Source organism: Sporolactobacillus caesalpiniae, from assembly GCF_040513385.1.
Lineage (GTDB): Bacteria > Bacillota > Bacilli > Bacillales > Sporolactobacillaceae > Sporolactobacillus.
The window spans coordinates 26,979-49,924 of sequence record NZ_JBEVCB010000007.1 but is presented as its reverse complement, the minus strand read 5'-3'; the positions used below and the strand labels follow the sequence as shown (position 1 = coordinate 49,924).

The 22,946-nt window shown below is 41.0% G+C and carries 31 protein-coding genes and 1 riboswitch; of the genes, 25 read left to right on the top strand and 6 right to left on the bottom strand.

Going from position 1 to position 22,946, the window contains the following annotated elements; all coding sequences use genetic code 11:
- Positions 1-50 precede the first annotated feature (50 nt).
- Positions 51-1,130, bottom strand: coding sequence for a hypothetical protein (locus tag ABWW58_RS14430; RefSeq protein ID WP_353869779.1), 1,080 nt, complete (start codon positions 1,128-1,130; stop codon positions 51-53).
- 261 nt (positions 1,131-1,391) lie between these two features.
- Between ABWW58_RS14430 and ABWW58_RS14425 the strand changes: the two genes are divergently transcribed.
- The 3 genes from ABWW58_RS14425 to ABWW58_RS14415 all read left to right on the top strand — a co-directional run bounded on the left by ABWW58_RS14425 (position 1,392) and on the right by ABWW58_RS14415 (position 2,391).
- The gene (locus ABWW58_RS14425) at positions 1,392-1,802 is read left to right on the top strand and encodes a hypothetical protein (RefSeq protein WP_353869778.1); all 411 of its coding nucleotides are present in this window, start codon (positions 1,392-1,394) and stop codon (positions 1,800-1,802) included.
- An 83-nt stretch (positions 1,803-1,885) separates the two neighbouring features.
- Positions 1,886-2,023 (top strand): hypothetical protein, encoded by a 138-nt coding sequence (locus ABWW58_RS14420; protein WP_353869777.1) that lies wholly within the window; start codon positions 1,886-1,888, stop codon positions 2,021-2,023.
- Between the two features lie 146 nt (positions 2,024-2,169).
- A complete protein-coding gene (locus tag ABWW58_RS14415; RefSeq protein ID WP_353869776.1) occupies positions 2,170-2,391 on the top strand; it encodes a hypothetical protein in 222 nt (73 codons plus the stop codon).
- 77 nt (positions 2,392-2,468) lie between these two features.
- Here ABWW58_RS14415 and ABWW58_RS14410 read toward each other — a convergent pair whose 3' ends face one another.
- On the bottom strand, positions 2,469-3,275 hold the full coding sequence (locus tag ABWW58_RS14410) for an HAD family hydrolase (protein WP_353869775.1): 807 nt from the start codon (positions 3,273-3,275) through the stop codon (positions 2,469-2,471).
- 63 nt (positions 3,276-3,338) lie between these two features.
- Between ABWW58_RS14410 and ABWW58_RS14405 the strand changes: the two genes are divergently transcribed.
- The 7 genes from ABWW58_RS14405 (at position 3,339) to ABWW58_RS14375 (ending at position 8,269) form a co-directional block, all read left to right on the top strand.
- Complete coding sequence (locus ABWW58_RS14405; protein WP_353869774.1) at positions 3,339-3,785, top strand: GNAT family N-acetyltransferase; 447 nt, start codon at positions 3,339-3,341, stop codon at positions 3,783-3,785.
- Between the two features lie 108 nt (positions 3,786-3,893).
- Entirely contained in the window at positions 3,894-4,463 is a 570-nt protein-coding gene (locus ABWW58_RS14400; protein WP_353870012.1) for a transglutaminase-like domain-containing protein, read from the top strand.
- Between the two features lie 566 nt (positions 4,464-5,029).
- Positions 5,030-5,353 carry a PadR family transcriptional regulator gene (locus ABWW58_RS14395; RefSeq protein WP_353869773.1) on the top strand — a complete coding sequence of 108 codons (324 nt, stop codon included), beginning with the start codon at positions 5,030-5,032 and terminating at the stop codon, positions 5,351-5,353.
- A gap of 5 nt (positions 5,354-5,358) precedes the next feature.
- Entirely contained in the window at positions 5,359-6,201 is an 843-nt protein-coding gene (locus ABWW58_RS14390) for a hypothetical protein (RefSeq protein WP_353869772.1), read from the top strand.
- A gap of 155 nt (positions 6,202-6,356) precedes the next feature.
- Positions 6,357-6,971: a hypothetical protein gene (locus ABWW58_RS14385; protein WP_353869771.1), complete on the top strand. Its 615-nt coding sequence runs from the start codon at positions 6,357-6,359 to the stop codon at positions 6,969-6,971.
- Between the two features lie 30 nt (positions 6,972-7,001).
- Entirely contained in the window at positions 7,002-7,658 is a 657-nt protein-coding gene (locus ABWW58_RS14380; protein WP_353869770.1) for an alpha/beta family hydrolase, read from the top strand.
- 8 nt (positions 7,659-7,666) lie between these two features.
- Complete coding sequence (locus tag ABWW58_RS14375) at positions 7,667-8,269, top strand: GNAT family N-acetyltransferase (protein WP_353869769.1); 603 nt, start codon at positions 7,667-7,669, stop codon at positions 8,267-8,269.
- A gap of 146 nt (positions 8,270-8,415) precedes the next feature.
- On the opposite strand, the gene ABWW58_RS14370 is transcribed toward ABWW58_RS14375, so the two are convergent.
- Together ABWW58_RS14370 and ABWW58_RS14365 are read right to left on the bottom strand one after the other, a co-directional pair.
- Positions 8,416-9,303: an alpha/beta fold hydrolase gene (locus tag ABWW58_RS14370; RefSeq protein ID WP_353869768.1), complete on the bottom strand. Its 888-nt coding sequence runs from the start codon at positions 9,301-9,303 to the stop codon at positions 8,416-8,418.
- 163 nt (positions 9,304-9,466) lie between these two features.
- Positions 9,467-10,618: a PucR family transcriptional regulator gene (locus ABWW58_RS14365; RefSeq protein WP_353869767.1), complete on the bottom strand. Its 1,152-nt coding sequence runs from the start codon at positions 10,616-10,618 to the stop codon at positions 9,467-9,469.
- 591 nt (positions 10,619-11,209) lie between these two features.
- On the opposite strand from ABWW58_RS14365, the gene hisC reads away from it, so the two are divergent.
- On the top strand, positions 11,210-12,289 hold the full coding sequence (gene hisC, locus ABWW58_RS14360; protein ID WP_353869766.1) for a histidinol-phosphate transaminase: 1,080 nt from the start codon (positions 11,210-11,212) through the stop codon (positions 12,287-12,289).
- Positions 12,277-13,257: an NAD(P)-dependent oxidoreductase gene (locus ABWW58_RS14355; RefSeq protein WP_353869765.1), complete on the top strand. Its 981-nt coding sequence runs from the start codon at positions 12,277-12,279 to the stop codon at positions 13,255-13,257. Before hisC ends, ABWW58_RS14355 begins: the two co-directional genes overlap by 13 nt.
- A gap of 312 nt (positions 13,258-13,569) precedes the next feature.
- Here ABWW58_RS14355 and ABWW58_RS14350 read toward each other — a convergent pair whose 3' ends face one another.
- Positions 13,570-14,166 carry a folate family ECF transporter S component gene (locus ABWW58_RS14350; protein ID WP_353869764.1) on the bottom strand — a complete coding sequence of 199 codons (597 nt, stop codon included), beginning with the start codon at positions 14,164-14,166 and terminating at the stop codon, positions 13,570-13,572.
- 63 nt (positions 14,167-14,229) lie between these two features.
- Positions 14,230-14,337, bottom strand: a riboswitch (THF riboswitch).
- 145 nt (positions 14,338-14,482) lie between these two features.
- Here ABWW58_RS14350 and ABWW58_RS14345 point away from each other — a divergent pair.
- From ABWW58_RS14345 to ABWW58_RS14285, 13 genes are all read left to right on the top strand, one after another.
- Positions 14,483-14,689 carry a helix-turn-helix transcriptional regulator gene (locus tag ABWW58_RS14345; protein WP_353869763.1) on the top strand — a complete coding sequence of 69 codons (207 nt, stop codon included), beginning with the start codon at positions 14,483-14,485 and terminating at the stop codon, positions 14,687-14,689.
- Positions 14,686-15,126 carry a branched-chain amino acid ABC transporter substrate-binding protein gene (locus ABWW58_RS14340; RefSeq protein ID WP_353869762.1) on the top strand — a complete coding sequence of 147 codons (441 nt, stop codon included), beginning with the start codon at positions 14,686-14,688 and terminating at the stop codon, positions 15,124-15,126. Before ABWW58_RS14345 ends, ABWW58_RS14340 begins: the two co-directional genes overlap by 4 nt.
- A 24-nt stretch (positions 15,127-15,150) precedes the next feature.
- Positions 15,151-15,369, top strand: a complete 219-nt coding sequence (locus ABWW58_RS14335) for a hypothetical protein (protein ID WP_353869761.1) — start codon at positions 15,151-15,153, stop codon at positions 15,367-15,369.
- Positions 15,370-15,412: 43 nt separating this feature from the next.
- On the top strand, positions 15,413-15,889 hold the full coding sequence (locus tag ABWW58_RS14330) for a GNAT family N-acetyltransferase (protein WP_353870011.1): 477 nt from the start codon (positions 15,413-15,415) through the stop codon (positions 15,887-15,889).
- Between the two features lie 142 nt (positions 15,890-16,031).
- Positions 16,032-16,436: a tetratricopeptide repeat protein gene (locus tag ABWW58_RS14325; RefSeq protein WP_353869760.1), complete on the top strand. Its 405-nt coding sequence runs from the start codon at positions 16,032-16,034 to the stop codon at positions 16,434-16,436.
- 36 nt (positions 16,437-16,472) lie between these two features.
- Complete coding sequence (locus ABWW58_RS14320) at positions 16,473-16,631, top strand: hypothetical protein (protein ID WP_353869759.1); 159 nt, start codon at positions 16,473-16,475, stop codon at positions 16,629-16,631.
- A 361-nt stretch (positions 16,632-16,992) separates the two neighbouring features.
- Complete coding sequence (locus tag ABWW58_RS14315; protein WP_353869758.1) at positions 16,993-18,138, top strand: glycosyl hydrolase family 18 protein; 1,146 nt, start codon at positions 16,993-16,995, stop codon at positions 18,136-18,138.
- Positions 18,139-18,305: 167 nt separating this feature from the next.
- Entirely contained in the window at positions 18,306-18,956 is a 651-nt protein-coding gene (locus ABWW58_RS14310; protein ID WP_353869757.1) for an HAD hydrolase-like protein, read from the top strand.
- A gap of 206 nt (positions 18,957-19,162) precedes the next feature.
- Entirely contained in the window at positions 19,163-19,936 is a 774-nt protein-coding gene (locus ABWW58_RS14305; protein WP_353869756.1) for an SDR family oxidoreductase, read from the top strand.
- Between the two features lie 111 nt (positions 19,937-20,047).
- Positions 20,048-20,815, top strand: coding sequence for a metallophosphoesterase family protein (locus tag ABWW58_RS14300; RefSeq protein ID WP_353869755.1), 768 nt, complete (start codon positions 20,048-20,050; stop codon positions 20,813-20,815).
- Between the two features lie 35 nt (positions 20,816-20,850).
- Positions 20,851-21,264, top strand: a complete 414-nt coding sequence (locus ABWW58_RS14295) for a GNAT family N-acetyltransferase (RefSeq protein WP_353869754.1) — start codon at positions 20,851-20,853, stop codon at positions 21,262-21,264.
- Between the two features lie 56 nt (positions 21,265-21,320).
- The gene (locus tag ABWW58_RS14290) at positions 21,321-21,803 is read left to right on the top strand and encodes a dihydrofolate reductase (protein WP_353869753.1); all 483 of its coding nucleotides are present in this window, start codon (positions 21,321-21,323) and stop codon (positions 21,801-21,803) included.
- Positions 21,804-21,834: 31 nt separating this feature from the next.
- Positions 21,835-22,686, top strand: coding sequence for a DUF2785 domain-containing protein (locus ABWW58_RS14285; RefSeq protein ID WP_353869752.1), 852 nt, complete (start codon positions 21,835-21,837; stop codon positions 22,684-22,686).
- Here the strand turns inward: ABWW58_RS14285 and ABWW58_RS14280 are convergent.
- A complete protein-coding gene (locus ABWW58_RS14280) occupies positions 22,670-22,897 on the bottom strand; it encodes a hypothetical protein (protein ID WP_353869751.1) in 228 nt (75 codons plus the stop codon). The genes ABWW58_RS14285 and ABWW58_RS14280 overlap by 17 nt on opposite strands.
- Positions 22,898-22,946: the final 49 nt, after the last annotated feature.

Genomic DNA, 22,946 nt, shown 5'->3' with positions numbered 1-22,946 from the left:
GATAAAACACAGGTGATCCTCTTGGATCACCTGTGTTTTATCTTCTTTTATTAATAGGTGTGTCCGATAAGCACGGGATGGTTCGGGGCTTGCATTCTGATTGGGACGACATGGGTCATGGTATCCCCAGGTCCGGCGTTCGGTATGCTTGTTTGATAAACGGGTGCCGGCAGTTCCAATTGTGCCTTTGTTGGTATTTTTCCGCTTTTTGCCTGTACGATTGAAATACCGTCATCGCTTCCCTTTGCTGCAATCGTGATCTGCGGCTGATTTGCAAGACCTGTACTGGTGCCTGTATTGGTCACCAGCGTAATCTTGTTAGGAGCATACGTCATCGAAGCAGCGTAACCATTTTGGATCTGATTGTGCATCACATAGGCATAAATGGGATTCGTTGTGTGAAAAAGTTTGCTCCCGTTGGTGTTTGGTTTAATGCGTACCAGAGCAACGTTGGTGATGATGATCTTTGAACGGCCAAACTCTATCGGTTCGATGGGGATATGCTTTTTACCGGTGATGCCCAGCTGATCGGAGAAACCATAGGCGATCGGCGTGATCGTCCCTAATCTCTGAATGGACGGGCGTTTGATAAACACTTCATTCGGCGCGTCCCCATAGGATTTATTTGTTGTGTCGATGAGTCGGTTATCGAGTGCTGAGTTATGCGTTGTTGTTTGCGCATGATTAAGGACGGACGGTTTGTAAATGCTCTGGCGCATGACCATAAACAGTTGTTTCTCTTCATTTGATTCGGCTGCGGAAGAGTAAACAAGAAGGACCTTGCGTTTCTTAACGACAACGACATTTTCTTGCGTCCCTTTGCTGTTTCTTAAACGAAAAAGGGCGTAGGTTATGTTTTTATTTGTTCTTGTTCCATGCTGCGCTTTCGTGAACTGAATGTCTGAAATTTTTTGATTGAAAAAGCTTCGGCTGACAAACGGCGAAAATTTGCCTTGCGTTGTGTCTTTTGAAATAACGTGATTTTTCTTAACGCTATTCCCACTGTACATGCCCTTTAGAAAATTATAGGCCACCTGTTCATTCTGTGTTAAATGGCGACGCGTGCTTTTGCTTGATCCGCAGCCGGTGAGCAGGAAAAGTACCATCAAAATGATGAAGGTTCTTTTCATTAATGCCATCTCCAAACGTTTGTTTTTTTCATTATACAAGATCTTGAGCAATCCAGTTGTCGTCAAAACTTACTTCTGTTGAAAGAATCGCTGGCATAACTTTAATCATTGTCGACTTGCCATTTAAGAAATAGAATGAACTGAGAACAAGCAAGAATAAGGGGATGCGGAGCATGCTAAGCTAGTTTGTGCTTTTCAAAGACCGGCCTAAGATCATGCTTCAATGGAAAAATAAAGACAGGTAATACGAGGAGAAATGAGATGGATGAAGAACTAGAGAAGAAAATTGTATCTGCTTTCGTTTCCAGAAGGATTAGAAAAAGAATGCTGTTTGAACTTTTTTCTAAGAGAAGAAGACATGCAATCAGCAGACTAGATGACCGTTATCTTGAGACGCTCTGTAGTGAATTCATGATCGAAATCCCAAGACCCAATTCAGATCCCGAAGAAATAGAAAAGATCTTAAGAAATCATGGGGCGGGCGATTGGTGCTATTCAATTTCGTGGGATGAGGATATCGATGGAAAAGTGCTGCCCTTGGGCACTGCGCTGTCCATTGCTGTAGGGTGCGGTTTTTCGTCAATTGTCTCCTGCATTCCGGGGAAACTCGCTTATTTTGAATCCGAACAATGCTTCGGGCCGCCGCCGAGATATCTATTAAAAAGAGCGTAATCGTTTTCGGTAAAAGTTTAGCAAGTCTTTCTTATACAACCAATTATTTGATTTTTATGAAAACCAGACGAGGGGGAAGTGAAATGTCCATGTTTCAATTTGCACCATTAATTTCGATTTTTGTTATCTGGGGTATCGTTATTGCGGTCGCCTATAAATTAATCAAGAACCTCATCCGTTTCACGATTCAAGAAATTAAGCGGGAATTGAAAGATAAATGACGGGATGAGGAGGCGTATTCTTTGCTTCGTTTCAAGTAAGCTTTGGAACGGATGATGCTTTTCATGTTGACGAATATCTAAGCTGGCTGAACAACAGGGCTAGTCATTTTCCCGATGGATTTGTCCTAGATTTTTAAAAGGATCAAGTGATTGGTCAGTCGGAACTAAGCATTCGCGAATACGAAGGCAAAGGGATCGGCTATGTGCATCTTTTCTATCTTATTGCAGAGAAAAGAGGCAATGGGTTAGGACATGAAATTCAGCAGTATGCGATGCGTTTTTTCAAAAAAACGGTGTGTCCGAATACCACCTCCGTGTTTCTCCAACGAATTCATGAGCCAGGGCATTCTACAAGAAAAACGGAATGAAGCTATTAAAAAATGAATGTGACGGCAAAGTTTTGAGGATGAAAGGCATCGTTGGATAAACGTCGAACATGGTCATTTTAAAAATGGTTAACAATCAAAAGCTGTTCAAAGATTTGAGCCACACCATCCTCATCATTTGTGGCGGTTGTCATGGAGGTAAATGGTTTCAGTTCAGGCTCCGCATTACCCATAGCAACGGAATAGCCGCACGCTATGAACAAATCTAAATCATTCCAGTCATCACCAAATGACATGACGCTGTCCATTGAAATGTTCATTTTCTTACAGAGTGCGGAAACGGCGCGACTTTTTGAAATATCTTTGGCCATGATCTGCATTAACTCCTTTGAATCGGTCTCGACGATGGTCAATTGATCGGTGTACTGCATCACAAAGCTCTTTACATTCGATGAACAATGAAACAGTAAAACTTTATTTGCTGGCAGCTCCTTAAGTTTAGACGGGGTGACAATTGTTGGCGGGAGAACCATGTGCTTTGCGTTCTTTGCAAAAGTCTCGTCAGAAAGCGCGTAGAGTCTATCCTCGGATTCAATGGAAATGGCATCTGGTTCATTATGACTGCACATAAAATCGATGAGTTTACCCGAATCTGCACTCGGAATCGTGTAGCTCATTGTTTTTCCATGAATATCCTTTACATACGCGCCATTGTAATAAATGCCTGATGCGCAATCGAGTAATTCTTTTGGAACCATTTTATTTACGGAGCGCGGGGGACGGGCAGTCGCAATGAAAAGCTTAACCCCGGACTGATAACTGCACATCAGTGCTTCCTGATTTCGTTTGGAAATAATTTTTTGCGAGTTGAGTAACGTTCCATCTAAGTCAAAGACCAGCGCTTTAATGAGTGATGATCGATTCATGTGCCTCCACCTTTTTTGTATTTCACTATAACACTAGTACACTGAAAGAAACAAGGGATGTTGATGGTAAAAATAGCTGCTATGAATGCTGATTTTCTGGATGACTGTACGCAATTATATGTCAATGTTTTTAGAACTCAGCCATGGAAAGAATCATGGTCCTATGATTCGGGCTGTCAGAGATTGCTTGACTTAATTCATACACCTAATTTCTTAGGGTATATGCTCTTAGATCATAATCAATTAATCGGATGCATTGCCGGATACAGTAAAATGAATTACAGAGGGAAGACCTTTTACTTAGCTGAATTTTGCGTCACGACTCAGATACAAGGAAAGGGTTATGGCTCTCAGCTGCTTCATCATCTAGAGCAGAAATTAATAGAGAAAGGGATTACTTCACTGTTTCTAATCACTGAGAAAATGGGTTCAATCAGCAGCTTTTATCGTAAAAAAGGTTATTCAATTAACGAAAATCGAATGGTGATGAGGAAACTATTGAGGCAATGAGATGAAGTCGGCCGCAACAAGTTTCAGTGTGCGTACTTGATCAGATTTTATGTAATTCGAGGGATTGTTATCCAATTGATTCAAGAGTCACCGCTATTATAGGATTACCTGAAAGAGACCGACATCATTAATTTTTCGCATCAAGCCATTCGTAAAACGACGAGGCGTTTATTTGCAAGCAAACAATCCGATGTCGAAAAAATAAAAACAGCTTTTGAATTTGTCCGTGACGGCATTGATCACTCTTGGAATGTGAAGTGCAGCCGTGTCACGTGCAAGGCATCAGAAGTCCTGAAATGGAAAGAAGGCATCTGCTATGCCAAGTCCCATCTGCTTGCCGCATTATTGCGATCGCAAAAGATACCGACCGGATTTTTTAATCAAAGACTAATGCTTTTTGATGTTCCTGAAAAAGGCTACTGTATCCATGCTCTAAATACTGTGCTTATTAAGAAATCTCAAAAATGGATTCGATTGGATGCTCGTGGAAATAAGCCGGGAATCAATGCGCAATTCTCAATAGACAAGGAGGCACTTGCGTTTTCAGTTAAGGAATCATTAGGTGAAAAAGATTATCCGATCATTTTTGCCAATCCGCATCCTAAAATAGTAGAGACATTGATGGGGAGCAGCAATCCGCTGACGATGTATCTTAATCACTTACCAAGCGAGTTATAAACTCGATAAATCAAAGATCCACAATTAACTTCGTAAATATATTTATGACCAGTTGAAATTGATCACTCAAATGTCTTTAGAAACCTCTAAATAGCCGCTTGCAGTCAAATTTATATAATGAAGTTTAATCGTTTGCCGAATTTTATTTGAAGAAATTGCCGTATAAAGAGGTGACGGCATTTTTCAGAGTGGCACCATAAGATCAATATTCTCCTCATGGAAGAATAGCTGCTGACTCTATTGAGAGATAACGAAGCAGAAAATCATCATTGATGCTTGTTATCAAGATGTTAACAAATGCCGTTATTAATTACGTCAATCACTGTCATTTCTCAACAATTCCAATAATGAATTGAGACATAATTAATTTGTATAATAAAATACTTGTTAATGCAAAGTATAAAGACTAATATATATTTAAAAATATATTATAAAAATCGAGGTGAATTATTTGATTACTTATCTTTTTTAATCAGAATAGTGTATTTATGTAGCGTTAAAATACCTGGCACTGCAATGTAATTTGCAGCACAGATAGACTTCCAAGCGATTTAGAAGGTGAAGTTATGAAGGAATTAGATCAACAACTTAAAAAAGGGATTATTGAAATAATTATTTTAAAGTTAATTGCAGAAAAGGATAGCTATGGTTATCAGATTGTAAAAGACTTAAGTGGCTTCAATAGCTTGGCAATTAAAGAGGGATCTTTATATCCTATACTTTATAGACTTGAAGACAACTTGTTTATAGAAAGTAGTTGGGTGAATAAAATCAAAGGGAAACCCAAGAAATATTATTCTATTACACCAGAAGGAAGAGCCGTATTAACAAAGAACCTTGTAAAATGGAATGAGTTTGTAGCAGATGTAAATAATATTCTTATGAGGTGAATGGCGTGGTCGAAAGAGAAAAATATATAAACGATTTTGAGGCAAATCTGTTGGTGCCCGAAACAATCAAGAATAAAATACTTATAGATATTAAATTACAGATTGATGAAGAAGTGGAACTCGGAAGGGACATTAATGATGTGTTATCCAATTTTGGTTCTCCAAAGGCTTTCGCAGATGAATTTAACGAAAACTATTTTGAATACAATGAGGTCGATTACTTCGAATATAAAAGCAAAAAAAACAAAAAGTATCCACTAATTCATATTGTGCTTGTGAATAAGAAAAAAAAGGCTAGTAATTGGACAGGACTACATGAGCAGAAAGTGCCAGCTGCAAGAGGTTTTTTGGCAATAGGGAAAAAAGCAATTGGAATCATCGCTATAGGAAAGTATACGTGTGGACTTATAAGCGTTGGATTTATAAGTCTTGGATTATTTTCTATAGGGCTCGTCTCTATCGGATTTTTTGCCGTTAGTTGTATTTCTTTAGGCGGGTTCAGTGCGGGAAACATTGCTTTAGGTGTGCTTACACTAGGTAACATCGCTTATGGACATACAGCTTTTGGTAACATTGCTTATGGAAAGTATGCCGTTGGTAATATTGGATCGGGGAGTGGTTATCTTTCATTAGGCAATAATCCCTCAGCACAAGAAATTGTTGACGGATTAACATCATTCATTAGCACCGGCAGCATTTCTAATATTTCAAAGGTGTATTTTGAGGCTTTGATCGAAATGTTAACCCATCCTTTAATATTTATCATTGCTATTATAACCCTGGTACTATTCTTTGCGTTTGTGATTTTAGTTTATTCAAGGCTAGTAAAAAAAGTTTATCCAAAATAAATAAGTTATGAGAAAACGATATGGTATAAGGGGCGCATAGAAAGTCATCGAATGATAAAATGAATGTAAAGCGCAAAAGGACTGGGCAAACAAGTGACCTAATTTAAAAATAAATATGGACTGAGTGAAAAAATAAACCAAGGAGATTAGTAATTATGTTTGCAACAACACTGGCATTTGGATGGGTCGGGGTCATGCTGTTTTTATTACTGTCCATTTTTCTTCAATCGTTGTTGCGAAAAAATGAATTTGCACTCATTCATGTGCTGCTTATTTTCATTTTTACATGCTGGCTGCCGATTGCATTTTCGTTAGCATTTTTCATCAACGGCTGGGCAGCGAAAATCGGTACATTGTTTTGTGTACTTGCTCTGATCATGTTTATTATTGCGATGGCGCTTCAAACCGGGTATATTGTCTATTCAAACAAGCATTCGAAGGAAAATAAGGACCTATGGGAAGCAAATGATGAGTGGATGATGAATCTCCTATCAGATCCGATTGAAATGATCGCAGGGATCTTTAACTGGATCGGTGCAATTTTTATTGGAACTGCTTTGTTGCAAAATAATTATCCGTTCTTTGCGGCGATTATATTCCTTTTAAGTCTCCAACTGATTTATTGTTTGGCTTTGCTTTTTCGCACATGTGTGAACGCTCCACCAAAGTGGATTCAATCAATCAAACCAAACTCAGTGGTATTGAACTTAGGATTGTTTCTTTATTATTTAATCCTGCTTCTGTTTCTGGTGATCCATCATTTAACGTGAAGTGCAATGCAGATATAGAGGGTGTTCATTATGAAGGTTATTGAAAAAAGTGTGAAAGCGGTAGATCATATGATCGCTTATACACATATAGCGGTAGGTGCGAAGACCGTCTGCTTTATGTTTTCAGGTATTGGCTATAATTACGATAAGCCGCTGCTCTATTATGCGACAATGGAGATGCTTCAGAACACGATCGACGTTGTTCATGTCCATTACAGGTACGATAAAAAGATGTTTAAGAAACCGTTTGATGAGAAAAGCGAGATGATGATGCGCGACATTCAGCCGGTTATTGATGATGTATTGGTTGGACACACATATGAGCATTGCATGTTCTTAGGAAAATCGATCGGCACTATTCCGATCGCGGCAGATCTAATCAAAAAAGAAGCGTTTCGAAATTCGAAGATTATTCTGCTGACACCATTGATAACCTATAATAATCTATTTACCAATCTATTAGAGAGTAAGCATCAAGGTCTATTCGCTATTGGCGACCATGATCGTTTTTTCGATTCTGAGCGGGTGGAGCAATTGAGACGAACAAATCTACACATCGAAGTGATCCATGATGCCGATCATTCACTGGATGTCGGCGTCGATACGTTTGATACCGCGAGCTCCATTACAGCGTTGGCAAAAGTCATGGAACTTATTCGCAGCACAATAAAAAATGGACAGGAATGAGAGAATAGATGCTTCAGCTTAGTGGAAAGCAAATCGTTATCCGTGATTGGAAGTTAGCGGACAAGGATGACTGTATTTTTTGGAGATCGCCGGGACAATATTGGCAGAAGTTCGACGGCCCCTATTATCCTCGAAAAACAAAGGAAGAAATCATTGAATTAGTAGATGAGCAATGTGAGAAAATCAAAAATGATTCATTTGAAACACCACGGAAGAATCTTGCTATTGCTGATAAGAGCTCGGATGAACTGATCGGCCAAGTCGGCTGGTACTGGGAAAGCAAGGAAACGAATTGGCTCAGTGCCGGGATCGCAATTTACAACCCGGAATACTGGGGTAACGGGCGAGGCCATGAGGCATTTGGTTTATGGACAGATTACCTTTTTCAGGCAATGCCGGAGATTGTGCGTGTTGACTTGCGCACCTGGTCCGGTAACTTCGGTATGATGAAGCTTGCCGAAAAGCTCGGCTATACGAAAGAGGCATGCTTCCGCAAAGCACGTATTGTAGACGGCAACTATTATGATTCAATCGGCTACGGTGTGCTGCGCGAAGAATGGGAGACTTGGCATCCACAGGGGTTTCAGAAAGATTTGCTCGCCAACAGTTAACTTGCAGCAGCGATGATTCAGCAGCCGTTACGTGATTCGTGATGAGCGTCATGGTGCAGAAAAGAAGGATAATACAAACCATGAATAACGTATACTAAGAGAGAACTGCTCCCAGAAGAGAAGTATCTCAATATCTATCTTTTCAATCATGTAGTAAGCAGAAACGAAACTAATTTTTCATTCACATATTGAGCTTGCTGAATCGGAAAGCCATGTTTACCATGCACAGTCTCAGCCTTTATGTTGGGCTGAATCGAGTTAAATTTATCAGCCAATTCTCTCGGGCTTATCTTTTTGTAAATAGGATCCTGTTCTCCAATCAACAATAAACAAGGTGCTTTAATCTTTTTGAAATCGAATTCAGAATAAACAATGAGCTTTGTTCCCATTGCCCAGCCTTGAAAACTTTTCATACCAGATGTAAATACAGCAAAAGCAGGATTTGGAAAGTCTATATTATCACTGCCACTAATCCACTTTAAAAATTGGTTTATTTTTTTATCACTCGCAGTAAATAAAGCAGGAAACAATTTCAAATAAAAAATGAGTGTAAGCGGGGCAATCGTTGCAGCGGGTGACATAATAACTAGCCTTTTTACTCGTTCAGGAAAATTCATTGCAAAAGTTGTTGCAAGAAATCCTCCAAAAGACCACCCTGCCAAATTAGGCCTTTCCAATTTTAAAGCTTCCAACACTTCTATCAACCATTGAAGATAATCTTCGTTTTTTATTTTCTTTCTATTGCTCTCTGTTTTCCCGGGTTCTCCAATGGAATCGATACAAAATACTTCGAAATGTTTTGATAATAATTCCAAGTTTTTATACCATGAGATGGAACTAAACCCCATGCAATGTAGTAATACGAGTTTAGGATTTTCTTTTTCACCACATCTTATTATATGAGTATTTCCATACGCTGTTTTTATATATTCCGTTTCATAGGAGATTGGTAACTGTGCCAGTGCTTTGTCATATACCTTGAAGTACTCTTTCCGCTTTTTATCATTTCGGAAGAGTTTAATTGTTTTTTTCATTTTTTTGATTCTCCATTTGTTAAGAAATGATTGTTTAAGGGTGGTCGGCGCATAGTCCCTCATGGAAGGAGATGCTGCCGATGACAATTGCGGATGCTTTAATGCTGAAGAAGTTATTGAGTGACGGACAATCCATCATAAACGCAGCCATATGTTTGAAAAATTAGTTGAGCGTTTCTGAAATCAGTCCGACAATCATCTGAAATTCAAAATCGTTTGTGCAATGCAGAATAGATTTAATTTTATTCAAACGATAGCGTATGGTATTGGGGTGCTGGGTCAGCTTTTTTGCTGTTTTGTCAATATGAAACAGACATCCCGCATAGGCATAAAGGGTTTCCATGAGTCGAGTGTTCTGCTGACGGTCATAAGAGCTGATCTCTTTGCATAGATCGGTCAAATAGGCGTTGGCATATCGGTTTTCAGACAACGAAAGCATCAAGGTACGCAAGTGCATCGAACTATATACTGCCTTTGGGTGTCCTTGTTGCCCGCAACAACGGTTCGTATAGATACTGCGACGAATGGCAATATCAATTTGACGGATAGGAAGCATTTCGTCATCCACACCGATTTGGTAATTGCCGGAACTTAGATTTGATACACTGAGGATGTGTCTCCATTTCTTCATAATTTCGGAGGATGTCTGCACGTCTTGTGAAAAATAAAGCATCAGGACGCCCTTTTTATACATAAGGAAGAAGAAGTCCACCGCCGAGTCAATGAACTGTTTTCCGAGGAGACCCTTGCGATTGAGCGTTTGTTGAATGGACAGTTTATCCTTCGATGAGGGATCGGTCAGGTAAAGCGAAGAAACATAGTGCCGATTATCCGGACAGCAGTGCGACAGGAGCTGCTTTAGAGCTGTTTCGGGAGTTTCGGTATAAATAACAGTATCTACTAGATTTTCGAGGTAACTGTTTTTTTCAGAGGAACGCAGATAATCAACGATGTTCAGAATGATATCTTCAATATAGACAGAATCAAAGAAAAAGATGGGAAGGCTGTTCGCTTCTGCCAGTTCAACAACCTCCATAGGCAGTTCATGGTAATAAATCGACTTGATTGCAATGGCAGAGACTTTGATAGAAATCAGTTTAGAAAAAGATGGGAGAATACGCTCCGGATTGTCCTTTGCATAGAGCAAGTTTGTGATGACAAAATCACCTTCATGAAAGTCCGTATAGTTGCCGTCGAAGCCTTCATGATCAAGAATCACCACGTTCGAAATCGTGCGATGAATGCCTTTTGCACCTGCATATAAAGTGAAATTAGAAAAAAATTCAAACTGCTGCAAAGAAGCAACGTCCGGCATCCCCATCTCTCCCATAATAATTTTCTGCAAATTGTAACAAAAATATAAGTCAGTGTCAAAAAGGCAATGTCGCAACTAGGACTTCGTCTTTGGCAAGAACTTGGTGAAGCTAAATTTTATTATAAAAATGAAAAATATCAAAAATTTAGTTTCTGTTTTGAAAATTAATAATCCTTAGAGCTGCGTGCATCTGCAAAAATGATTTGTAAAAATTACAAAACAAAGGGAAAGTTCTTGTATGAACGGATATAGACAGCACAATTGGGGTTTGATATAAGTGAGATAAACAGGGGAGCTTTTATAACATGTTCTTTACAGAACGTTGCAGAACAACCATCGTAAAAACTTCTTTTGTTTTGGATTCTTAACTAACTCCGCGAATTTTGAGGCAACGGAAGCTGTCTTAAACGCTTGATCAGGGTGCCGCCTGAAAACGTGCGTGAAAATTACTGCTTGTGTGCGTGCAGTTGCTGCAATACAGGTGGCTGAGCCTTAAATGACTGAAATTTCAACCATTTAAAAACTGCAAACGTCAATTCTGCTTTAATGCATGACCGTTGTTAACTTACATAACAAATGAGGGGGATACGTATGAGTTATTTTTTATGTGATGAGTTTCAGAAAATGGAGCCGTATATTCCTGGTGAACAGCCGAAGGATCAGGCGTATATCAAACTAAATGCTAATGAATCCTCACTTCCACCATCTCCGCGTGTTTTTGATGCTGTTTCGCAAAGCCGAATTCGTGGCATGGGTCACTATGCCGACCCTCACTGCAAGCAGCTGCGCAAGGCGATCGGAGATGTGTACGGAGTCAATGCGGATCGGGTATTCGTCGGAAATGGTGCGGACGAGGTGCTCGGCTTCTGCTTCATGAGCTTTTTTTCTCCGCGTATGAAGCTTTGTTTTCCTGATATTACCTACGACTTTTACCGAACCTATGCCAAGACCAATCGTATTGATTTTGAGCAAATTCCACTGGACGCTGACTTCCACGTGAATGTGGAGGATTATATCGCAACCGATCGCGATATTGTACTGGCGAATCCCAACAACCCGACCGGTTTGGCGCTCAGTGTTTCTGATATCGAGCGTATTGTCGCAGTCAGGCCGAAACGATTGGTGATCATTGACGAGGCGTATATCGATTATGGCAATGAATCGTGCATTCCGCTAACAGAAAAATATGCCAACCTTATCGTGGTGCAGACCTTCTCCAAGTCGCGAAATCTGGCCGGTGCACGAATCGGCTTTGCTATTGCGTCAAAAGAGATTATTGAAGATATGAATAAAATCAAATTTACATTTAATCCGTTTAACATGAGCGCACTTGCTCTTGCGGCAGGATCGGCGGCCGTGCAGGATACCGCATATTTAGAAAAGTGCGTCCATTCTGTTCTTGCTACTCGCGTTCGTGTACAGAATGCATTGGAAAAAATGAACTTTTTCGTTGCAGAGCCGCATGCAAACTTTCTTTTTGTCTCTCATCCTTATATTTCCGGCGGAAAACTATGCAAAATGTTGAAAGAGCGGGGCATTCTGGTACGGCATTATAACGAGGCGAGAATTCGAGATTATGTTCGCATAACTATTGGTACGGATAGAGAAATGGATAAGGTTCTGCAGCAGCTTCATGAAATTCTGCAGGAGGTGAAGGCGTGCGAATCCTGATCAGTGATTTCTCAAATGTCATGCTATCGGATTATCGGCTAACAACGGACGCGATTATCTCGATTCTTCCGGAGGCTCAGGTACAGGTGCTGCCCTATGCAGATAATGATGCATACTATGCTGAACTGGCAAAGGCAGACGGATTGATTACCGCATTTCTGCCGTTGGACGCGGCTTTTTTCAGTCGAGCGAAGCGATTACGCTGTGTTTCCATCAATGCGGTCGGCTATGACTCGGTCGATTTGCAGGCTGCGAAACAGCATGGGGTGATCATTTGTCACATCAAAGACTATTGCACTGATGAGGTCGCGGAGCATACGATGGCGTTGCTTTTGGCTCTGAATCGCAACCTCAAGTACTACACCGAACAGATCGATCGTGAATTTCGGTGGCAGTATCGCACCATTCCAGGCGGCAGACCACTAGGAAAACAGACATTGGCGGTGTTCGGATTCGGCAGTATCGGGCGCAAGGTCTCGGTGTTTGCCCGCGGCTTTGGAATGAAGGTGCTCGCGGTCAGTCCGAATTTGACAGCGGAAGATGCGGCATGCTGCGACGTACGTGCGGTAACAGCGCAGGAAGCCTTTGCACAAGCAGACGTCATTTCCAACCACATGAACTTGACGGCGGACAATGTCCACTTTTTTAATTCTGCTGCCTTCGCGCAGATGAAACGCGCGCCTTTATTTCTCAATGTCGGGCGTGGCGCCTGTGTGGACGAAGCGGCTCTGGCGGAGGCATTGGACAGCGGCAAGATTCGCGGCGCGGGTCTGGATGTTCTTGCAGAGGAAGAACCGCATCTGGCTGGACATCCACTTGTTGGACGTGATCATGTTCTGATCACGCCGCACAGCGCTTTTTACTCGCAGGATTCGTTGGAAAAACTGCAGACTGTCAGCGGCAGAAATCTGGCGTATTGTCTCAATGAACTACCGGAAAAGGCACAAAAAGTCGTAGCGGGAATGTAGTGAAAGATCCAGACTCAGCGCAAAGTTTGTCTCGTGGTTCAAAAGCCCAATGATGTTTCATAATAATAAAAAATAACCACCCTTGAGCGAACGGCTCACTAATGGGTAGGTTATTTTTTTTACGAAACATATTTTCTTGTGGACCGTCTGGTGTAGGCACACCATCGGTCATTTTTCATTATATGAGCTTGCAAATGCCAGTCAACACTAAACGATTTCCAGTTACCCCGAAGGTCTAAATGGGCCAAGGTTGATCAAACCGTGTTGTGTGAGTGACAAAATGAATGTGCTGATTTGGGAGTTGAGATGTGATCAAATAAAAGAAATACGATTGCTGTTCTGAACCGGAATTACATGCGCTCGTGTCAAGATGGGCATCAATGCTTGCAAAAGTAAGGTAAGCATGATGGTTTCGATCGGCAGCATCAATGAATTTTTGATCAGACTGTTGATCAAAAAGAACCAGTAGCCCTTTCCGAACAGCATTTGGCTCCAGAGGCATCCGAGCCCGACATTAACGACAAAATTAACAATCAGTTTGGCGAGAAAGATACGCATCACTGAAATTCGGCGGTGATACAGGAACAGACCGTAGATAAAACAGCCAAGCATGGAAGATAGTGTGTACCCTGGAAAAAATGCGCCGAACGGATGGGCGATATAACCGACAATGTCAAGGGCTGCTCCGGCAAAAATGCCAAGTAGCGGACCATAGACCATCGATCCAAAAGCGACGATCAGAAATTTGAAAGAAATATGCAGATTTTCGGCGACGGGAATAGAAAATGAACCGATCACCACGGTTAAGGCGATAATCAGTGCGGCAAGTGTCAGCCTGTTTAATTTACGAAGCTCCGCAGCGGCCGTTTTCCAATAGGCAGCAGAAAAAATAGACAAACGATTAGTCATAGAAAGATCCTCCTTATGTTTTGGCAATGTTGCCACATAAGGGAGGATCACACTCCGATATGCGGCAGCGGGATGCGATCATTGCACGGCAAATGGCACTAAACGCCATTTTTCGTCCCGGGGACAACTCCCCGTCCCCCGGGCACGTAACCCGCAACAATCTACTCTGCCTTAGATCAATCTTATTGTAGTTAATCTTCACGATTTCTGCAACTGATTAAGAGACTCATAGATCCGGTTTGATCTAAGTGTAATATATATATTGCGTTAATGTAATGTATATATTACACTTGGAGTATGGAGGTGATTCTGTTCATTGATGAATCATGTGAAAAACGCCCGGATCGAGGCGGGATTGACGCAATTACAGCTTGCAGAAAATACCGGCGTAACACGGCAAACAATCAGTTTGATTGAAAAAGGAAAATATAATCCAACTCTGAAATTGTGCTTGGCCATTTGTTACGCAGTCGGAAAATCACTGGATGAACTTTTTTGGATCGACGAGGAGGAAAGGCCATGAAGAGAATTACAGATGAGCGATTAATTCTAGTTAACTTGAAAAATTTTCGAATTGCCTATGTATGTCAAACGGTTGGAATTCTTGCTGTTTTAATTTATATAGCTTTTACTCGGGGATCAAGAATCGCTATTGAATCACCGTTTTTTCTTGTCTTGATGTTGACCAACGTTTTACTTATTTTTCTGCAAATGAGAGTAACTGCTGATGTTGAGGCAACCGAAAAAAAACGCAAAAAAACACTTCCTTATTATGCATGTGTTCTTATCTCCTTGGCGGTTGGTGTACTGATGGGAATGATCAGCTGGTTCACCGACCGTCAACATCCTTCTTTTGCATGGATCAGCGGAACGATCTTTTTTATTTGCTTTCTCGGTTCCTTCTCATTCATGTATTATCTTAAGAAAAAACGAATGGATAATGACGAAGCGGAAGAGTAAAAATTTAATATAGGAGGCACAGATATGAGCTTTCTCTCGAAATTAAAAAGCAATTACATTTTCACATGTACGGAATGTGGCAAAACAATTAATCCTGGCGAATTCATGTGTATTATGGCTCAATCACCGAAGAAATCATGGTATGGTGTAACGGAAATGATCATTCATCGATTTGTGAAAGACACTCATGGCAAAGTCTATTGTCGGACCTGTTTTGAATGCCACTATGGAAAAAATAAATAAGAGGGTTGCCTCCAAAAAAGGGAGTGATTCAAACGTGAACATCATGCCAATGAATCGTGTTCAAGCAGCAGAATATGTCCATTGGACCTACGAGGCGCCGTATACTTTTTACACGATTCCGGAAGAAGGAATTGAAGAAACCTATAAAGACATATTTTTCGATTCTGCGAACCATTATTTTTCGGTACTGAACAAGGGACACTTGTTTGGTATATTTGAATACGCCATGTCGGCGAACGGTTTTGAAATTGGACTGGGTATTTGCCCGCAAGAAATGGGGAAGGGCAACGGCAGGGCGTTTGTATCCAACTGCCTTGCTTTTGGCAGAAAGCACTTTAATTACCAAGGAGTCATAAAGCTGGATGTTGCTGACTTTAATCAACGCGCCATTCATTTATATGAGCAGCTTGGATTCTCTGAAACAGGCAGAGAGGCCCGACTCAGTTTTGGAAAACCCGTGACGTTTATCAAAATGGAAACGGAACAAACAGATTTTGTCCTATCCTATGAGGAGAGCTGAGAGCGTGTAGTTATGCTCTCTTTTTCAATACATAGAATGTAAGAGCGAGAGGGGGAATTGGTACATGGGAGAAAACACCGATTCGATCATTCAAAAGGCTAGCTCCTTAATAGAACATGGGCATCATGAACGAGGTTTGAATGTGTTTCAAACATTGACTAATCAATACCCTCAGGAGAGCCAAGTTTGGTTAAAGTACGCACTAACACTGGATCAATTGTCCATGGAGGAAGAGGCGATACCGAAATATAAAAATGCGCTTGAGCTTGGCTTATCCAAAGCAGATGAACGGATTGCTTTAATCTGCCTAGCGTCATCCTATCGAAATGTAGGTCAAATTCATTCAGCGTTAGAAACGATTAAGAAAGCACTTGAAAAATATCAACAAGATGCTGCAGTTCGTTGCTTTTACAGCCTTATTCTCATGGATGATAATAAACCAGCCCAAGCTGTAAAAACGTTAGGCGAACTTTTATTAAAAGAAGTGGATGCGCAAAGGTTTGGCGGTTTTGGTCAAGCATTGCGCGACAAGTTTGAAAATCTTTAATCGAGAATCCTAGTGATTAAAAGCGAGAGGGATTATATGATAGATAAAGAGATCATTCAATTAACACCGGAATGCTTTAAGCAATGCTCAACTATATGGGATATGGAGAAGCAAATGCGTCTCGCTGATCAATTTTATAGAGAATTAGTGAATGGGAACAGACGGACTTTTGTTTATGTCAAAGATGGTGGTTAGACTGCATGCTCGAAAAGTTAGACCGAACCCTTTGGAAGTTCAACCCAAGAGAGGAAAAGTTCAACCGAAGAACAGAAGTTCAACCTAACGAGTGAAAAGTTAAACCCAACCCCTTGAAAATTCAACCTAAGAAAGAAAAAGTTGTAACGAAGGCATTAAAAATCGTAACGAACTCATCGAAATTAGTAACGAACTCCCAGACGCGTAACGAACCGCGAGAAAGCAGACATTCCCTAGTAGGGCAAACCGTTTTCAAAATAAAAATCTTCTACTTTAATCTATTCGTTAACGTTTCATCATAATTATAAGGATGTTGAACGACTTCGATAAAAAACGAATGATGCGGGAGGAGTAATGAATCATGGACATCCACGTCGTGCAAAGCGGTGAATCATTATGGGAAATTGCTCAACATTATCAAGTGCCGCTTGTCAGCATTGCTGCGTTAAATGGATTGGCTTATCCGGAGCGGCTCGTCCCGGGACAGGCGCTGGTCATTCCGTCCATGCCGCCGGTGTTCGCACCTGAACAGCCGGTCATCGAAGTAAACGCTTATACGTATCAGCCGGTAAAAGAAGCTGCTGCCGAAATTGTTCAGCGGAACGGTCTTCTTTCGACTGTGCTGCCGTTTGCTTATCATGTAACGGAGGCTGGCAACTTGGATAATTTGGACGATCAGGAATCCATAGCTGCTGCCTATGCGCACAGCATCGTGCCGCTTATGCCAATTGTTAATTTCTCGCTAAATGAATCAGGCGCTGATGTCGCTCATGCAATTTTCACGTCATCGTCAGCACGCGAAAATTTGGTATCATCGGTTATTCGTGTGATGCAGCAAAAGGGTTACCGCGGATTGAACATTGATTTTGAGAGTGTGCGACCTGAGGATCGGCAAGGGTTCAATGATTTTTTACAATTTGTTGTCGACCGACTGCATCCGCTTGGGTTCAGCGTATCTACAGCGGTTATGCCGAAAACAGCCATCGATCAACCGCGTGCGGAATACACTGCGTATGATTATGAAGCGCATGGCCGAATTGTCGATTTTGTTGTCTTAATGACCTACGAGTGGGGATATCGTTTTGGTCCGCCTCAAGCCATATCGCCGGTTAATGAAATGAAACGCGTGGTTGAGTACGCTTTATCAGTAATGCCAGCAAGTAAAATTTCGCTTGGGTTTGAAACGTACGCTCGCGATTGGCTGCTCCCGCACAAAGAGGGACAGGAAGCAGAAACCTTCAGTCCAAAAGAAGCACTTGAACGCGCCATTTTTAACGGTGTAAGTATTCAGTTCAATGAAACCGCGCAATCACCTTTTTACATGTATGTGGATGCCAGCGGTCGTACACATGAGGTATGGTTTGAAGATGCACGCAGTGCACAAGCGAAATTTGATCTTGTCCGATTATATAATCTGCGCGGGATCAGCTATTGGGCTTTAGGCTTTCCCTATCCGGAGAATTGGGCGTTGCTGGAACGTAATTTTCATGTTGGTAAGTGGCTTTGATTATCAAAGATTTGGTTTTCACAACGAATGCAAATAGTATTGGGATTCTGCGTTAATCCGATTATTATAAAGTATAGGAACTAAAGACATACTTCGATTTTTTAGATGCGACAGGTGAACAGAATGGTTTCTATTTCACTCATAATCTTTTGAGAGGAGAGATAGTATTGGCTGAACAATTAACTTTTGATTGTTATGGAACATTGATTGATACGACGCCTTTTTGGAAAGAACTTGAGAAAATTGCGGAAGAGTATGGAATCGATAAATCCGCATTGGTCACTGCCTATGTCAATTATGAGGATCGATTGATGTATGGCGAAGGACTATTTACTGTTTACAGTGCTATTATTTTTAAGGCTCTGCAGTATTGTGAAATGGAATTGAATGTTGACAAGTTAACTGATCAATACGAGCGACTAATAAAGGTACATAAAGAACTATCTCCATTTCCTGAAGTGATTGATACATTGAAAAATTTGAAATCCCAAGGTTATCAAACATCGATTATGTCCAATTCTGATTGGAATATTATGAATTCTAACTTAGAGTCGCTTAAAAATGATTTTGATTCTGTTTACCTGGCAGAGGACCTGCATGCATACAAGCCGCAATTAAGTTTTTTTGAGCAGGTTCAAAATGAGTTGCGAACGAATCATCATGTCCATATAGCAGCGGGATTCTGGTGGGATATGGTTCCCGCACAAAGAATGAACTGGAGAAGAATATGGGTGAATCGCCAATCGAAAAGGGGACTTCAAAATTGCATGCCTTACTCCGAGGTAAAAACTTTGGATGAGATCGTGAATTATTTATGAATATGGTTCATTTTGAAGTAGGGCAAAAAAGGACTCATGCAAAGTACGTCGCTATTGATCAGATAATTACAAATGAATCAAGAGTTTAAAAAAATTTGTGTTGGCCAAGGTCGAATAAATTTTGCCCTCTGGCAAGTGACATAGCATAAATCTTGTTAACAAAACAACAAATGAAGAAGCAAGAACTGAAGCGAGGTGGGGTGTATATGGCTGATTTAGCTGGGAAAACAGCTATCGTTACAGGAGCAAGCAGGAAAAAAGGAATAGGTGCTGCTATTTGTAGAGAACTCGCGAAATCAGGTTGCGATCTGTTTTTCACTTATTGGACGGCTTACGATAAAGAAATGCCTTGGGGCGCTGAATCCAATGAACCCGAGCAATTAAAAAATGAATTAGTGCAAGAAGGAGTAACGGTTGATTGCATGGAGCTTGACTTAGCCAATCTTGAAGCGCCCGAAACACTTTTTAATCGTGTGATTGAAAAAGTAGGGTACCCAGATATCTTGATCAACAATGCGGCTTACTCAACAAATACCGACTTTTCTAATTTAACTCTGTCGGAACTGGATAAACATTATCTGATTAATGTTCGAGCGACGACGTTATTAAGCGTTCAATTTGCCCGAGTTTTTAAGAAAAAAAGAGGTGGAAGGATTGTCAACCTCACTTCAGGTCAATTTCAGGGGCCAATGCCGGGTGAATTAGCCTATGCGACAACAAAGGGGGCAGTTGATGCGATGACGATCACATTGTCTGCCGAACTTGCGTCTCTTGGGATAACAGTAAATGCGATAAACCCGGGTCCTACCGATACAGGATGGATGACAAATGAAATAAAAAATGAACTATTATCCAAATTTCCATTGGGGCGGATAGGGCAACCGACAGACGCAGCAAAAGTAGTGAAATTTCTTGTGAGTGATGAAGCGGATTGGATTACTGGTCAAACGATCCATTCTGAAGGTGGATTTATGAGATAAATAGCAGCTACATTGTTTTGCTTCATTAGACCCCCATCAATTAATCACATGATGTAACAAATTAAATGAAAATTTCGTTCCTATAATTGAGTATGTAAGAGGGGGAACGTGATGATGAAAATTGCTGCGCTCTATGATATTCATGGAAATTATCCTGCACTGAAAGCGGTGCTCCATGAACTTGAGCACGTGAAACCGGATCGCATTGTGATTGGCGGAGACTTGATTTCCGGGCCGATGCCGGTTCAAACATTAAACTGTCTTTTGAACTTGCGGGATAAAATAAACGTCACATTCATCAGAGGAAACGGTGACCGTGAAGTTGTTGAGGCATCACAGGGATCACAATTGCTTCATATTTCAGAAGAGGGGCGGGAAGCGACAAAATGGGTCGCAAAAAATTTAACCCATCAGGATCTCTATTTTCTTTCGAATTTGGACGACGTTGCAAGTATTCATGTGGACGCATTTGGCAACGTGCTCTTTTGCCATGCGACGCCTAAAAACGACCACGATATTTTTACTCCGTTAACACCTAAAAAAAGAATCAAAGAACTGTTTGCTGAGGTGGACCAGTCTGTTATTGTGTGCGGACATACGCATATTCAGTTTGAAATGGAACTTGAAGAAGTAAGTATTTTTAACGCAGGCAGTATCGGGATGCCGTTTGCAAAACAGCCTGGAGCATACTGGCTGCTCATAGATTCAGATCAAATTGAATTTAAACGGACCACGTATGACTTTGAAAAGGCAGCCTTAGAGATAAGTGCGGTGCATAGTCCGGGAGCGGAAGAGTTTATTAATACGAATGTCCTTCATGTTCCAAATGAAGAAGAATCCATGATCTTCTTAGAGAAGCTAGCAAATAAAGCTAAGTGATGTGGTATGATGTAAGGAAAATTTGGAGGACTCGCATGAAAACTTTTCTTGATCAAGTACCAGAATCAACAAATTTTTTTGAACTGTTTCAAACAACCGGTTGGAATGATCATCTCGGTTTAAGTAAAGAACAGCTTCATCAAGCAATCAGCAATAGTTGGTATACGCTGAGTGTTTGTGAGGACAAGCAGCTTATTGGATTTGGCCGCATCATTTCCGATGGTGTGCATCAATCATTCCTTTGCGACCTGATCGTTTCACCGGATTACCGAAAACAAGGTATTGGAACGAAAATTGTTAAACGCCTAGTGAATTACTGCAAAACGAGTGGATTGACATGGATCCAGCTTTCATGTGCGAAAGGAAAGCAGTCTTTCTATGAGCGATTCGGATTTAAAGCGCGTCCAACCAATGCTCCGGGCATGCAGATATTCTTGAGTGAGGAATGACCCGCACCAGGTTATTATTATTGCAAAATAAATCGTTAACTACTAAGGGGAAACTAATGATTTCGATTATTGTTGCTGTTTCAAAAAATAACGTTATAGGAGATCATGGCGTCATTCCTTGGAGAATAAAGGGTGAACAAACCAGATTTAGAGAATTAACGATAAACCACACAATCATCATGGGAAGAAAATCGTTTGAGGAAATCGGTCATCCATTGCCCAAAAGGAGAACAATTGTTATTTCCAAAATAAAAAAGACTTCTTGCCCCAATTGTAAAACGGTAAAATCATTAAAGGAAGCGCTCGAACTAACTGAGAAAGAAGATGAGGTCTTTATTGCGGGCGGCGGACAAATTTACATGCTGGCCTTGCCTTATGCTGATCGAATTTACTTAACAATTATTGACAAAATAGTTGAAGGAAATGTGTTTTTCCCAGAAGTAAATCTACAGGAATTTAAAAAAGTATATGAAGAAAGAGTTCAGGCTGAAATTTCCTATACGTATTATACCTATGATAGAATGAAAAATTCTAAATGAACCAATCAAATAAAGATTCGCGAGTGACACGATGACCGATACTGAATTGAAAGACAAGCTTATTGCGATTAAAAATAATGATTTTCATGTGCCTGAAGGATTCTCTGATTTTGAAGCGGCTGAGTTTGTGATGCGTGCTCTTTACTCCACTGACAGTGATCTAAGAGATGATCTCGGCTACACCATTCTTTCAAAGTGGCTGATTGAGTTTAAGCTGCTCGATGGGTCGCAACTCATGACTCTGTTGAAGCAGACGGTTTCCGAGAAGATGCTCTTTTATAAAATCGGTGAAGGCATGTCGGATCATGTTTTTCTGAGAGCCTTCTCGGCATTAATTGTCGCTTTGATCTTGTATCGTGACAACCAAGAGCATTTTATCAGTAGACAGGAATATATGGAATTGCTCCGGCAGTTGAATCATTATTGCGAACTAGAGAACGATTATCGGAGTTTTGTTGAAGGCAAAGGGTGGGCGCATGCACCGGCGCATATCAGCGACGCGCTTGATGAATGTGCGCAAAACCGATTTGTAGGAGAATTCGAATGCATCACCATTTGGAACAGCTTAATGATCATGCTCCGGAATGCACAGACCGTGTTTGATGCGGAGGAGGATGAACGGATGGCGACAGCGGTTGTTAGTATGGTGACTTCGAAAAAAATAACGATACCCATACTCATTCAATGGCTTCACGAGGTGAAATTGCAGAAACCAAATCAATCGGTTCATGCCTCGGCATTCCGCAAGTACCTGATTCAAAGAGTGAATATGAAGCATTTTGTGCGTTGCGTTTATTTCAGATTGAAAAATGCTTCGTTGCTCGATCAAGGGGCAGATGATGCGCTTATGCATTTGGAGCATATATTTAATCCTTCTGTTTGACAGATTCGTCTTGTGCCTTGGCTCGTTTAAGAAGATAAATCTGGAAGAGTATGCCGCATGCGCCAATCAGTCCGCTTAGAATATAGACGGGATTTTTTGAACTCAGCCACAGAATCAGATAAGTGAGACACCAAGCAACTAATAAAAACCAGGAGATACACATAATGGCCCTACCAATGGTTGTGTTTAATGATTTCTTTTTATGTGGCATGTTTTCACACATCCTTTTATGTAAAGGGTTACATAGCTTTAGTATAGCG